Source organism: Streptomyces sp. SID12501 (assembly GCF_010550245.1).
In the GTDB taxonomy this organism is placed as follows: Bacteria; Actinomycetota; Actinomycetes; order Streptomycetales; family Streptomycetaceae; genus Streptomyces.
In genome coordinates, this window is sequence record NZ_JAAGLU010000012.1 from 229397 (window position 1) to 242432 (window position 13036).

Consider the following 13036-nt stretch of genomic DNA (forward strand, 5'->3'; position numbering starts at 1 on the left):
CGCGCGGGTTAACTCCCGCACCGGCGGGCCGTCTAATCTGCCGTAGCACCTCCATTTCCTTACGAAGGATCAGCGCGTGGCCAGAATCACCCTGCCCGAGCTCGAACGCCATCTCTTCTCGGCCGCCGACATCCTGCGCGGTCGGATGGACGCTTCCGAGTACCGCGACTTCATCTTCGGGATGCTCTTCCTGAAGCGGGCCTCGGACGAGTTCGAGCCGGAGTGGAAGCGGGTGTACGAGGAGCGGCTCGCGCAGACCGGCGGCGACGAGGAGAAGGCGCTGGCCAAGGCGAACAACCCGGCCGCCTATCCGCGCGTCTTCTATGTGCCGCCGCGAGCGCGCTGGTGGCGTGGACCGCACCACGACCCGGAGACGCCGCAGAGCCCGGCGCCCGGCATCATGGCCCTCACCGAGAAGGTCGGCCAGGGCCTCGACGAGGCTCTGGTGGCGCTGCAGGAGGGCAACGACCTGCTCGCGGGCATCGCCTCGCACATCAGCTTCAACGAGGTGGTCGGCACCAAGCCGCGCTTCACCGATCCCGAACTCCGTTCACTGGTCCGGCACTTCAGCCTCTACCGGCTGCGCAACGAGGACTTCGAGTTCCCCGACATGCTGGGTGCGGCCTACGAGTACCTTCTCGGCCGGTTCGCGGACACGGCCGGCCAGCGCGGCGGCGAGTTCTTCACGCCGCGTTCGGTGGTACGGATGATGGTGCGCCTGGTCGACCCGCGGCCCGGGGAGTCGGTGTACGACCCGTGCGCGGGCTCCGGCGGCATGCTGGTCGCGGCCCGCGAGCACGTCGAGGAACACGGCGGCGACCCTGAGGAACTGTCGGTCAACGGGCAGGACAAGAACGGCCCGTCCTGGTCCATGGCCAGCATGAACATGGTCCTGCACGGCATCCACACCTTCGACCTCCAGCACGGTGACACGCTCGCCGAGCCGCTCCACCTCGACGAGAACGGGCGGCTGCGCAAGTTCTCGGCGATCTTGTCCAACCCTCCGTTCTCGCTCCCGTACGACGAGGACGCCGTCGCCGAGGCCGACGAGGACCACGGCAAGCGGATGCACTGGGGCTGGACGCCCGGCAGCGGCAAGAAGGCCGACCTGATGTTCGTCCAGCACATGGTGTCGGTTCTGGAGGAGGACGGCGGACGGGCGGCCGTCGTCATGCCGTACGGGGTGCTTTTCCGGGGCGGCAAGGAACGCGAGATCCGTATCGGGATGCTGGAGGACGACTGCGTCGAGGCCGTCATCGGCCTCGGCCCGAACCTGTTCTACGGCGCGGGCGTCCCGGCCTGCATCCTGATCCTGCGGCCCCGGCACGGGAAGACCGACCCGAAGCGCTTGAAGAAGGTCCTCTTCATCAACGCCGACCGGGACTTCACGCCCGGCCGCAACCAGAACGAACTCGGCCCCGAACACGTCGAGAAGATCGTCACGGTCTTCCGCGAATGGCGCCTCATCGACGGCTACTCGCGCGAGGTCCACCGCGACGAGCTCCTCGCCCCCGACGCGAAGGGCGTCCCCGAGGCGAACTTCAACATCCGCCGCTGGGTGGACAATTCACCGCCCGCGGAGCCGCAGGACGTACGGGCGCATCTGTACGGGGGTGTGCCCGTCACCGAAGTCGCGGCCAAGGAGGGGCTGTTCAAGGCGTACGGAGTCGACGCCGGTTCGCTGTTCGCGCGCCGGGACGGTGACGCGGATACGGATACGGGCTCAGGTGACTACTACGACTTCCTGCCGGAGGGCGCGGAGGCGACGGCCGCCCGTATTCCGCGACTGGCATACGCGCGGGAGGCGGAGCTGCGCGAGACGTACGACGAGTGGTGGTCGAAGAGCTCCGGTCTCTTCGCGCGGCTCGCGGCGGACAGGAAGTTGATGGACCTGCGCAGCGGGCTTCTCGACGGGTTCACGGCCGCGGTCGGCGGGGCCGGGGTCCTGGACGAGTTCACGACGGCCGGCATCGTCGCCGCGTGGTGGACGGAGAACCGCTACGACATGAAGGCCCTCGCGGCGGGCGGCTTCGAGCGGGTCCTGGAAGGCTGGGTCGACTCCGTCGAGGCGATCGTCGACCCGGCGGTCCCAGGTGACGGCGCGGAGGATGCGAAGCGCTCGTCGGTCTCCCCGGCGGAGCGGCGCCGGGCCCTCGACCAGCCGGTGGTACGGGAGTTGATCCCGGAGTTCCTGGAGGCGGTCAAGGTGGCCGACAAGGCTCTCGCGGAGGCGGAGGCCGCGGCGAAGACGGCGGCTGAGGCGAAGTCGGCGGTGGTGGACGCGGGTACGGACACGGACGACGAGTCCGAGTCCGGTGAACCGGCGGAGCCGGTCGCCCCGGAGCAACTCGCCGCCCTGGACAAGGCGTTGGCAGCGGCCAAGAAGGCCTTGACAGCGGCGCGCAAGAAGCGCAAGGAACTGGACGACAGTTTCCTGTTGAAGCTCAAGAAGGCGGCCGATGGGAAGTTGTCCGAACCGGGCGGCCCGGAGGAAGTCGGCCTCGCGGTTCTTCGACGCGACCTGTCCGAACGCCTGAACGTGGCGCTTGCGACGGGCCGCCGCGAGATCGTCGCCTCCTTCCGACGCTGGGCCGAGAAGTACGCGGTGTCGTTGACGGACCTGGAAGAGACTGGCGACGACGCGGCGAAGGGGCTTGCGGAGTGGCTGGGGGTGCTGGGTTATGGGCGTTGAGGTTCGACTGGCCAGCGTGCTGGAGACGCCGCCGAAAAACGGCTACTCGCCGAAGGACGTTCCGGAGTGGACAGGGCTCAAGGCGCTCGGGCTCGGGTGCCTGACACCCAGAGGATTTGCGCCGAGCCAGTTGAAGAACGTGCCGGACAGCGCGATGGCACGCCGGTTCATGTTGGCTGACGGAGACTTGCTGATGAGCCGGGCCAATACGCGTGAATTGGTCGGCCTCGCAGGCCGCTTCACGCAAATCGGGGCGGCGTGCATCTACCCGGACCTCATGATGAGGCTGCGCCCGAAGGCGAAGCAGTGCCTCTCCGGGTACCTAGAGATCGTGCTCCGGTCTGCAGCTGTCCGGCGGGCGGTTCAGGCGGGAGCGCGCGGCACGAGCGAGAGCATGGTCAAGATCAGTGCGTCTCTGGTCGGGGACCTGCGGATCCCCTTGCCGCCGCTGTCCGAACAACGCGACATCGTCGCCGCGCACGAGGCGTTCGAGCGGCGGATCGGGGCGCTGGAGCGAGAGCTGGCCAAACTGGCCACGCTACGGAGAGGGGTCGTCGACGAACAGGCCGGAGGGCTTGATGCACGACTTGGTGACCTACTCACTGAGAGCCCGAAGAACGGCTATTCGGCGTCCGAGGTCCATGAGTGGACCGGGATGCTCGTTCTGGGGCTCGGCTGCTTGACCAACGATGGGTTCGTTCCTCGCCAGTTGAAGCGGATCCCGAAGTCGCCGCTCGCTGAGCGCTTCCGTCTGGCTGACGGAGACTTGCTGATGAGCCGGGCCAACACCCGTGAACTCGTGGGCCTCGCCGTACGTTTCAGGGATGTCGGTCAGCCGTGCAGTTATCCGGACCTCATGATGCGATTGAGGCCGGACGAGGACCGATGCCTCACCGCGTACCTGGAGCTGGTACTTGGTTCTTCCCGCGTCCGGCGTGATGTGCAGGCAGGCGCACGAGGAACCAGTGAGAGCATGGTCAAGATCAGCGCGGGCACAGTGCAATCGCTGAGTATCCCCCTGCCGACGATTGCAGAGCAGCAGAAGGCGGTCGACGCAGTCACGTCGGTTGACCGGCGGGTCGCCACTGTACGAGCACTGCTCGACAAGCTCCGTGTCACCCAACGGGCCGTAGTCGAAGACCTGCTCAGCGGCCGGTCCCGAGTGAATCGGACCTGAGGCTCTCGATCAGCGCACCGAATGACGCCCGGCCCGTGACGAACACGTTCGCCGGGCGTTTGCTGTCCCGCAAGGCAACGCCTGTCCGCACCGAGGCGACCTCGACGCAGTTGTTGCCACCGGAGTCGGAGTAGGAAGACTTCAACCACTGCGGGCCAGGCACGTGAGACACCTCTTTACAGCTCTCTTGCGATCTTGCGGACGAAGTCCCTGGACTTGGTGGGAGTCAACGCCACCTTCTCCGCCATGTCCAGCCGCGTCCGGAAGTTGGCTAGTTGGGTTGGTGAGTCGAGGAACACGGGCTCTGCGGGGGAGTCCATATGGACCGTGTCCAGATGGGGATTGGGTGCTTCGGCGTACAGCACGGAGGAATCCCCGAGCAGGGGGAAGCCGCCTGCTTCGAAGGGAACCACGCGCAGCGTGACGTTGGGGCGTTCGCTGGACTCCAGCAGATGCTGGAGCTGGGCCCTGGCCACATCGCGACCGCCGAACTGCATGCGCAGGGCCGCTTCGTGGACGACACCCGAGTAGGAGATGGGTGAGTCACCGGTCACCACGGTTCGGCGCGCCAGGCGGTGTGCCACGCGCAGCTCGATCTCCAGGCGGGCGAGTGGAGGGAAGAACAACCCGAAGATGGCGCGGGCGTGCTCCTCGGTATGGAACAGGCCGGGCAGGTGCGCGATCTGTACGGTGCGCAGGCCGACGGCGTAGTCCTCCAGCGCGGAGACGTCCAGGAAGCCAGGCGGGATCTTGCCTCGGTACTCCTCCCACCAGCCGGTCTTGCGACTGCCGGTCAGGTCTGCCAAGGCGTTGACGAGGTCGGCGTCGTCGCACTCGTAGATGCTGGCGAGGCGGCGCAGACGTTCTTCGCTGATGCCGAAGCGGCCGGCCTCGACGTTCGAGATGACCGTGCGGTCCGTGCCCAGCAGCCCGGCGGCTGTCGGCGCGGACATGCCTGCCGCCTCGCGGAGCCGTCGCAGCTCGGTGCCGAACCTGCGTTGAAGGATGGTCGGGGTCTGCCGAGGTGACATGAAGCCTCTCCTTGTGCTCGCGCACAGTGTGCCGAGTTGATGATTCACGGTCTACCGGAATCCAAAGGTTAACTCTTCTGTGTAATCGCGTAGCAACGTTATGTGATCTTGCAGTATCTTGTTAATCGCGCCGCCCCAGTCCCCGCCGCCCAGTGGAAGCGCACCGGCCCCCCTGCCTTCCGGAAGGTAGGACCCCGGCATTGCCACCGCCATCCGGCAGTTCGCGACAGGCGCCCCAAAGAACCCGTACCGCACCACGGAGGTAAACCCTCGTGAGCAGCAACGAACAGAGCAACGAACAGAGCACTGAACCGAGCAACGAACCGACCCACCCCGTCAGTTACGACGCCACCTACGGCGACCACCCCGCCCCGATCCCGTTCACCGCCCCCTGGGTGTACGAGATCCACTTCCCCTGCGACCCACGTGGTCCCCGGATCGTCCGGGGTGCCGTCCGGGCCGTACTCCACGCGCACGGGATCGGTGAACTCGCCGACCGGGCCGAGCTGTTGACCTGCGAACTTGCCACCAACTCGGTGCGGCACACCAAGGGTCCGGTCATCGTCCGGATGCACTGGCTGTGTCCCGCGCTCCGCGTGAGCGTCTGGGACGCGAGTCCGGATCTGCCTCCGTTCGCGCCGGGATCGGCGATGCCTGATCCCACCGCCCTCTGCGGTCGCGGGCTGCCGATCATCGAGAGTCTCGCCGACCGGTGGGGCGGCTGCGGGTCCGTCGACGGGCCGAACGGCGGGCCGGGCGGCAAGACGATCTGGTTCGAGCTCGCCCTTGGCGGTGATTTCCGGCCGCCGCCCCCCGGTGCTCGCGGCCTGATCCGCACACCCGGTGCCGTACCTCCCCGCCGCCGACGCCGGCAGTGTTCATCACCCGTACGGGGACACTGCCTGCGTCCCGGTCCAGGACTCACAGTGTCCGTGGTAAACCGATCAAGCCGTTCCGCGAGAGAAGGCGACGACACCATGAGCACCCACCCGCAGCCCAACGACAGGTACGCGGACATCGATCACGAGCGTGCTCTGAAGCACGCCATCAGGTACATGGCCGGCAGCCGCGTACAGATCATCGAAGGGATCATCCAACCCGTGCCGCCGACTTGGGACCACGAACGCACCACACGGGTCATTCGCCGTCAGATCGAGGACCGTGTCGACGAACTCGGCTGCGTCGAGGGTTCCGGGGACATCGACCTCCCCGGCTCGCCCAACTGGTACGTCCCGGACATCGCCGTCGTCCCCGAGGAACTCGCGCAGGACGACAACATCGTTGTCACCCCGGATCTGACGCTTCTGGCGGTCGAGGTCACCTCGAAGTCCAACGCCGACACGGACCGCATTACCAAGCGCAAGCGCTACGCCGAGTACGGCGCTCCGCTGTACCTACTGGTCGACCGTCAGAACCGCGAACTCACTCTCTTCTCCGAGCCGGGCGGACTCGGCTACACCAAGGCCGACGGCCCTCACCCCTTCGGCGCCCCGGTCACCCTGCCCGAGCCCTTCGGAATCGTCCTGGACACCACGCGCCTCTGAGCAAGGAGCAGGTGATTTCCGGCCGCCGCCCCCGGTGCTCGCGGCCTGATCTGCACACCCGGTGCCGCTCCTCCCCGCCGCCTATAGGGTTTCGATCAGCTGTCCCGCATGGGGCGGGGATCGAGGCCGGTGGCCGGGAGGGCAGGCGCATGGGGGAGCAGCCGGAGTACGTCAGGACCGAGCGGCCGCTGATCGAGCAGCTGACGGCGATGGGCTGGACCCATCTCCGGGGCGGCCCGACCGCCGCACCCGCCACCGCGCCGCCCGCATCGGACCGTACGAGCTTCGAGACCGTCGTGTACGCGGACCGGTTCAAGGCCACCGTGGCCAGGATCAACCCGAGGCCGTCGGACGGAAAACCCTGGCTGAGCGACGCGCAGCTCGACCACCTCCTCGCCCTGGTCCAGGGCACCGCGCCGGGGCAGGGCCCGAGGGAACGCGGCGTCGCCGGGAACCTGGAGGTGACCGACCTCCTCCGCAAGGGCCGCAACGCCCGCACCCTGCCGGGCTGGACGAAGGGCGACCCCGAACACGTACGACTCGTCGACTGGGACGGCGAGTTCGGGGAGCACCCGGACACGCCCGGCGGCGGCAACGACCTGCTCGTCGTCTCCCAGTTCCGGGTCGAGCGGAAGGGCGCCACTCCCGTCACGCCCGACCTCGTGCTGTTCGTGAACGGGCTGCCCTGGGTGGTGATCGAGTGCAAGGCGCCCGTGGTGTCCGGCCCTCAGGGAGACGTGCGGGCCGCCCTGGACGACGCCGTCGACCAGGTTCTCCGGTGCGCGGGCGTCAACTCCCCCGCCGCCGTACCCGAGTTCGTCCGCTTCGCACAGGTCCTGGTCGGCACCGACCGTGACCACGCCGAGACCGGCACGGTCACCGCCGAACCCCGGCACTTCGCCCCCTGGCGCACGGTCGCGCCCGTGAGTGAGGACCACGTACGCGAGGAGGTGCGCAAGCCCGCGTCGGCGGCCCTCACCGACCAGGAGATCCTCGTCGCCGGGATGCTGCGCCCTGCCCATCTCCTCGACCTGGTACGGGACTTCACCACCCGGCTCGGCAGCGGTCAACGTACGGTCAAACTGGTAGGCCGCCACCAGCAGTTCAAGGCGGTGAAGGCGCTCACGCGGAAGCTGGAGGAGCGGGACCGGCAGGCGGCGGCCGGCGTGGCCGTCAGCCACCGGGGCGGTGTCGTCTGGCACACCCAGGGCTCCGGCAAGAGCCTGACCATGGCGTTCCTGGTCCGGCACCTGCGCAGCCGTCCCGCTCTGAAATCGCACAAGGTGGTCGTGGTCACCGACCGCATCGACCTGGAGAAGCAGATCGGGGCGAGCCTCGCCGCCACCGAGGAGAAGGTGCACCGCGCACCGAGCGTCAAGCGGGCCAGAAAGTACCTGGAGGTGGACGTCGGGGACGTCGTCCTCGTCACCCTGCAGAAGGCACAGCGCGACGACACCGCGTACGACGGCCGGGAGGAGTCACTGCCCGACGCCGCCCCCGACGATGACGATGACCGTGGCGACGGCGAGGGGTACGTGCAGAACCGGGTGGCCAATCCCCACCACCACGTCGTCGTCCTCGTCGACGAGGCCCACCGGGGCCAGGACAAATGGCAGGGCGCCCGCTGGCGGGCCATGCTCCCGCGCGCCACCTTCGTCGGTTTCACCGGCACCCCGGTGATCAGCGACAACCGCAAACGCAGTGAGGAGATCTTCGGCCCGTACGCCGACACGTACACCCTCCGCGACGCCGAACTCGACCGGTCCGTCGTGCCCGTTCGCTACGAGGCGTACGCCGTACCGCTCGACGTCATCGAACAACTCGCCCTCGACGCCCGGTTCGACGAGAAGGTGCCGTCCGATCCGGAGCTGCGGGCCAAGGTGCTGCGCAAGTTCGGCCGCCGCACGGAGATCCTGGAAGCCCCTTCGGTGATCGAGGCCAAGGCCGAGCACATGCTCGGACACTGGGCCAGTACCGCGCTGCCCGACCGCTTCGGAGCGCAGATCGCCACCGCCTCCCGGCTCGCCGCCGTCCGCTACCGCACCGCGCTGCTCGCCGCCTGCGCCCGGCTCGTCGCCCGCCTCGACGCGCTCGACCCGGCCTTGATCGCCGACCCCATGGCCGCGCTCGAAGCCGACGACGAGGAGCGGGCACTCCTTATGCTCCTGCCGGACCGTGAGGTGCTGAGGACGCTCGACGCGGCCGTTGTCGTCTCCCCGGCCAGGCAGGGAAGCAGCGACCCGGAGGCGTGGCGGCCGTGGATCACCAAGAGCCACCAGGACGCGCACATCGAGCGCTTCAAGAAAGGGCTGCCTCCCCGCGACATCACGGCCGACCCGGCATGGAACGTCAGGACGCACGGGCTGCAGCCGTCCGGCGTCGGCACCCCGGCGAGCGGCGGCCAGGTGTGGAACGTCGATCTCGACCTGCCCGCGGACAGCGGCCCGCCCGCGCCGCCGGACACGGAAGGCAGCGCACCGCCGGAGACCATGGCCTTCCTGGTGGTCCAGTCGATGCTGCTCACCGGCTTCGACGCACCCGTCGAGCAGGTCCTCTACCTGGACTGCAAGCTGTCCGGCGCGGGGCTTCTGCAGGCCGTGGCCCGCACCAACCGGCCCTACCCGGCCAAGAAGTGGGGCAAGGTCGTCGACTACATCGGCATCGGCCCCGAACTGGCTCGCTCGCTCGCCTCCTACGACCAGGAGCATCTGCGGCACGTGCTGGGCTACCCGAACGTGTCCGTGGACCACCTCCAGCCGGACTACCAGGGGCCGCAGCCCGACGGCCGCAGCCCGGACCGGGACGGACTGCTGCTGCGGTCCGACGCCGCCGCCAAGGCCCTCCTGGAAGACCTCGGGGCGAAGGTCACCCGCTTCCTGGCCGGGCAGAACGTCACCGACCCCGGCGACGAGTCGCAGTGGGAGGACTTCCTCGGCGAACGCCTCGACGACCCGCTGCGGCGCGGCGAGTTCGACGAACGCGTCCGCGACTTCCTGACCGCGCTCAACGCGGTCCTGCCGGACCCGGAGGCACTGAAATACCGTGCCCTCGCAGGCCAGTTGGGCACCTTGCAGTACATGGCCAGACGCCGCTACCTCGACGGCCGCGAACAGTTCAGCCCGCGCCGCTACGGGGCCAAGGTGCGCCGGCTCATCTCGCAGCACATCGAGACCACCGGGATCCGGCAGCGGATTCCACCCGTCGAACTCACCGATCCGGCGTTCATGGAACGGGTCGACGCGAACGCCGACCCCCGAGCGCGGTGCTCGTACATGACGGGCTCGCTGAAGCTGCGCATCACCGCGAAGATCGGCGGCGACCGGGCGGGCTACCAACGGTTCAGTCTCCGGCTCGAAGAGATCATCGCGCGGATGCGGGACGACTTCGAGCAGGCAGCCGCCGACCTGACGCGTCTGGTCGGGGACGTGGTCGCGGCGGAGGGGCAGCCGGAGGACGGCGACGGCCTCGACTCCCGGACCGAACGGCTGGTCCTCGGACTGCTCCAGCAGCATGGCGAGGAAGCCGGGCGGGAACCGTGGCCGCCGGGCACCGATCTGATCCGGGCGGCCCGCGGTCTCACCAGGGAGATGTCGGTACTCGTCCGGCGTCCGCAGATACGCACGCAGACCCCTGCCCGTAACCGCATGCGCAACGAACTCCGCGAGCACCTGGAGATCTGGCTCGACATGGACTGGGACGACATCGGCGACCTCGCGAGCCATCTGACGGAGCTGGCCGTGGAGAGGTACGAGTACTTCCTCGGATACCAGCCGCGCGACGAGGCGGACGGCGCGGACACCTGACTCGGTGACCACTGGTGACCGCCAGGCGGGGTGATGTCGTTGCCGGATGGTAGGAAGTGCGGGTGAGTACCGTCGTCGAACAGGCCATCGCTGATCTTCCCGTGCCGGGGGGGTGGCGGTGGGATGTCGTCGTGCGGCCACGGCGCCGTACTCTCGGCATCGAGATCGCCGAGGACGGCCGGGTGCTCTTCGCTATTCCCGCGGGCGCGGATCCGAAAGAGATCGCCGACGCGGTGCGTGGCCGGATGCCGCGTCTCGCCGCCGAGGTCCGCCGCCGTCAGGACCTGCGGGCGGCCGAACCGGTCAGGGACCTGATCGGCGGCGAGAGCTTCGCCTACCTGGGCCGCCGGTACCGGCTCAGGCTCACTCCCTACGACGGCAGCGGTCACGTACGACTGCGACAGGGATGGCTGGAGCTGCCCCGATCGAGGTCGGCCGCCGCTGACGCGTGGCCCCTCGTGGAGTGGTACAGCAGCCGCGGGGAGCGCTGGCTCGCTGCCCGGTCGCAGCCGCTGGCGTCACTGGCCGGAGTGCGTGATCCGGCACGCGTCGAGGTGCGGGACCTCGGCCGTCGCTGGGGTGCCTGTTCTCCTGAGGGCGCGATCACCGTGCACTGGGCGGTGATACAACTGCCGGTCGCCCTGGTGGACCTCGTCCTGATCCATGAGCTCTGCCACCTCAAGCACCCCGGCCACGGAGCGGCTTTCCGACGGGCCGTCCGGCTCGCGCTACCCGACGCAGAGGTGCGCGAACGGCAGTTCGCGCAGGAGGAGCCGCGACTGTGGCGCGGAGCTGTCTCCTCGCCAAGGCACTAGCCGGTGCTCGGCTTCGATGCGTTCTGCACGGGAAGCTGCGCGCCAGTGATCGTCAATAGGGCGGCGGCCCGGGCGACTTCAACGGGCCGTCCCGGGAAGCCGGAGCGTCCGCGCGAAGTCGTCCAGTGCCTCCATCGCGGCGGCGATCACTTCCGGATCGTCGTGGTGGCCGCGGAGCAGGACGTCGGGGAGGCCGGGCGGGGTGTGCCAGTGGTACGTCACCGAGGTCATCATGATGGTGCTGTCCGCAGGGTAGGAGCGCGTGATCCGGAGCCCGTCCGCGCCCAGGTGCGGAGAGGCGAAGGGCGCGCTGCCGGTTCGCTGCTGCCACTCGGGGATTTCCGGGTTCGGCACCGTGAACGCGGTGCTTCCCTCGCAGGAGGCCGCGTCACCGGCATCGCACTGGAGGCGGGTGGCGTGCATCACCAGCGGCATGTATGTCAGTGGAACAAGGTGGTAGACGAATGCCTCGTCGGCCTGGAGCTTGTCCCGGAGCGTGACGATCGTCTGCTCGTAGAAACTCTTGTGGAAACGCCGCAGTTTGCGGGTGAGTTCGATGTCGTGGACGGCGGCCAAGCCGATCAGGTGCAGGTCCAGCCATTCCTTGAAGGTCTTCTTGTCGATCTGGAGATGGATATAGCCCCAGATGTCTGGGCTGGCATCCGTGTCGATATGGAGCGGGGCGCCGAGGTCGGTGCTCCACAGGGTGCCTTCGGACATGGGCGGTCTCTTTCTTCGGAGGTACGGCAGAAGGGAGCCTTCAGGCGTAGGTCCAGCGGAAGGTGCCCATCACGGCATCGAACAACTCCACGAGGGTGTCGTAGAAGGCGGGATCCGAGCCGGACGCGATCAGGGCGCTGAATGAGAAGGTGAGGTACTGGTCGGGGGTGCTGTCCGGGACCGGAAAGAAGTACTCGACCCGGCGGTGAGCGACATCGACGCCCTGCGCCGCGTTGGCCGGTACGTCTCGCTCCGAGCGCAGGGCCGCGGTGTCGTCCAGCGTCCGCGTCTCGGCACCGGGGATCTCGGAGGCGAGCGCGGCCAGGACCGCCTCCGGACCGCTGTCCGGCCTTACCCGGGGGATCTCGATCGGCTCCGAGGCCACGAACGAAACGGGCAGCGCGATGCCGTGGAGACGTTCGGTGGGGAGGTAGAGGGTCATGCCTCCCTTTGCGCCGGCGCGGCGGACGACCTTCTTCATCTCCTGAATGAGCTTCATCCGGGCTTTCGGAATGTCGTCCTTGGGAAATCCGACGGGCAATTGTGCGACGGCCTTCCGGACGATGCGGTCCATCGCTTCCTTGGTGCCCGCGCGAAGCGGAATGACGTCCCAGCCGGGCGGCGGCACCAGGTTGAAACCGTTCGGGGGCCGACGGTGCTCAACGGTGGTCATCGCGCCCCCGTGTCACTTCCACGGCGTAGGCAACGCCCACGAAGAGTGCCCATGCCGGAGCGGCGATCATGCCGGGCCAGAAGCCGAAAAACAGCGAGGGCAGGAAGAAGCCGCCGCCCATGGCGAGATCCCGGGTGAGGTAGGGCGGACGGTCCGTGAGCCGAGGATATTTCACGAAAACCCACACATAGTGCAGGAGACAGCCGATGATCGCGGCCTCATAGACGTAGAGCACGTCGTTCATCAGGGACTTCGGCACCAGGATCATGATTCCCAGTACCGGCAGGAAAAGCGGCATCCCGATGAACAGCGTCAGTCGGAGCCGCCGGTTGGGTCCGGTGCCGAGACCGGTACGCGCGGCTTCGGCCTCGACAATGCGATGCGCCGAGTTGAGGTCCATTGTCATTCCTCACCAGTGGGTGTCGGGGGCGGGCTTCAGGGTGTTGTCCTTCCAGTACTACAGCCGTGACTCGCGATCTCGCTTGTCGCGGGTGGCGTAGTGGCAGCGTTGTGCGCGTGCTTGGTGGGTTCGGCGCCAGTGCGACTGGATGATCACGATCGCCGGTGGTGGCGGTGTGGTG

At 68.2% G+C, this 13036-nt stretch carries 10 protein-coding genes and 1 pseudogene; 6 read left to right on the top strand and 5 right to left on the bottom strand.

The features are described from left to right. Positions 1 to 76 precede the first annotated feature (76 nt). The gene (locus G3I71_RS16905; RefSeq protein ID WP_164315580.1) at positions 77 to 2692 is read left to right on the top strand and encodes a class I SAM-dependent DNA methyltransferase; all 2616 of its coding nucleotides are present in this window, start codon (positions 77 to 79) and stop codon (positions 2690 to 2692) included. Beyond that, on the top strand, positions 2682 to 3869 hold the full coding sequence (locus tag G3I71_RS16910; RefSeq protein WP_164315581.1) for a hypothetical protein: 1188 nt from the start codon (positions 2682 to 2684) through the stop codon (positions 3867 to 3869). The genes G3I71_RS16905 and G3I71_RS16910 overlap by 11 nt, the downstream gene beginning before the upstream one ends. Here G3I71_RS16910 and G3I71_RS16915 read toward each other — a convergent pair. Then, positions 3838 to 4041: a DUF397 domain-containing protein gene (locus tag G3I71_RS16915; RefSeq protein WP_343242979.1), complete on the bottom strand. Its 204-nt coding sequence runs from the start codon at positions 4039 to 4041 to the stop codon at positions 3838 to 3840. The genes G3I71_RS16910 and G3I71_RS16915 overlap by 32 nt on opposite strands. Before the next feature lie 4 nt (positions 4042 to 4045). Then, positions 4046 to 4900: a helix-turn-helix transcriptional regulator gene (locus G3I71_RS16920; protein ID WP_164315583.1), complete on the bottom strand. Its 855-nt coding sequence runs from the start codon at positions 4898 to 4900 to the stop codon at positions 4046 to 4048. Positions 4901 to 5295: 395 nt separating this feature from the next. Between G3I71_RS16920 and G3I71_RS52700 the strand changes: the two are divergent. From G3I71_RS52700 to G3I71_RS16940, 4 genes and pseudogenes are all read left to right on the top strand, one after another. Further along, positions 5296 to 5601: pseudogene (locus tag G3I71_RS52700) on the top strand (ATP-binding protein); the annotation flags it as partial. Positions 5602 to 5877: 276 nt separating this feature from the next. Beyond that, positions 5878 to 6444 (top strand): Uma2 family endonuclease, encoded by a 567-nt coding sequence (locus G3I71_RS16930; RefSeq protein WP_164315614.1) that lies wholly within the window; start codon positions 5878 to 5880, stop codon positions 6442 to 6444. Between the two features lie 149 nt (positions 6445 to 6593). Then, on the top strand, positions 6594 to 10247 hold the full coding sequence (locus G3I71_RS16935) for a type I restriction endonuclease subunit R (RefSeq protein WP_164315584.1): 3654 nt from the start codon (positions 6594 to 6596) through the stop codon (positions 10245 to 10247). A 62-nt stretch (positions 10248 to 10309) separates the two neighbouring features. Further along, positions 10310 to 11062: a YgjP-like metallopeptidase domain-containing protein gene (locus G3I71_RS16940; RefSeq protein WP_164315585.1), complete on the top strand. Its 753-nt coding sequence runs from the start codon at positions 10310 to 10312 to the stop codon at positions 11060 to 11062. A 78-nt stretch (positions 11063 to 11140) separates the two neighbouring features. Here G3I71_RS16940 and G3I71_RS16945 read toward each other — a convergent pair whose 3' ends face one another. Genes G3I71_RS16945 through G3I71_RS16955 form a run of 3 tightly spaced genes read right to left on the bottom strand, consistent with a single transcriptional unit; the run spans position 11141 to position 12855 of the window. Continuing rightward, positions 11141 to 11782: a hypothetical protein gene (locus G3I71_RS16945; protein ID WP_164315586.1), complete on the bottom strand. Its 642-nt coding sequence runs from the start codon at positions 11780 to 11782 to the stop codon at positions 11141 to 11143. Positions 11783 to 11822: 40 nt separating this feature from the next. Then, entirely contained in the window at positions 11823 to 12455 is a 633-nt protein-coding gene (locus G3I71_RS16950) for a hypothetical protein (RefSeq protein WP_164315587.1), read from the bottom strand. Next, entirely contained in the window at positions 12442 to 12855 is a 414-nt protein-coding gene (locus G3I71_RS16955; RefSeq protein ID WP_164315588.1) for a hypothetical protein, read from the bottom strand. Before G3I71_RS16955 ends, G3I71_RS16950 begins: the two co-directional genes overlap by 14 nt. Positions 12856 to 13036: the final 181 nt, after the last annotated feature.

What these genes read in the sequence shown, in the direction of transcription:
- G3I71_RS16935 (WP_164315584.1), top strand. Translation starts at nt 6,594, where the DNA reads ATGGGGGAGCAGCCGGAGTACGTCAGGACCGAGCGGCCGCTGATCGAG.
- G3I71_RS16930 (WP_164315614.1), top strand. Translation starts at nt 5,878, where the DNA reads ATGAGCACCCACCCGCAGCCCAACGACAGGTACGCGGACATCGATCAC.
- G3I71_RS16920 (WP_164315583.1), bottom strand. Translation starts at nt 4,900, where the DNA reads ATGTCACCTCGGCAGACCCCGACCATCCTTCAACGCAGGTTCGGCACC.
- G3I71_RS16945 (WP_164315586.1), bottom strand. Translation starts at nt 11,782, where the DNA reads ATGTCCGAAGGCACCCTGTGGAGCACCGACCTCGGCGCCCCGCTCCAT.
- G3I71_RS16910 (WP_164315581.1), top strand. Translation starts at nt 2,682, where the DNA reads ATGGGCGTTGAGGTTCGACTGGCCAGCGTGCTGGAGACGCCGCCGAAA.
- G3I71_RS16950 (WP_164315587.1), bottom strand. Translation starts at nt 12,455, where the DNA reads ATGACCACCGTTGAGCACCGTCGGCCCCCGAACGGTTTCAACCTGGTG.
- G3I71_RS16955 (WP_164315588.1), bottom strand. Translation starts at nt 12,855, where the DNA reads ATGGACCTCAACTCGGCGCATCGCATTGTCGAGGCCGAAGCCGCGCGT.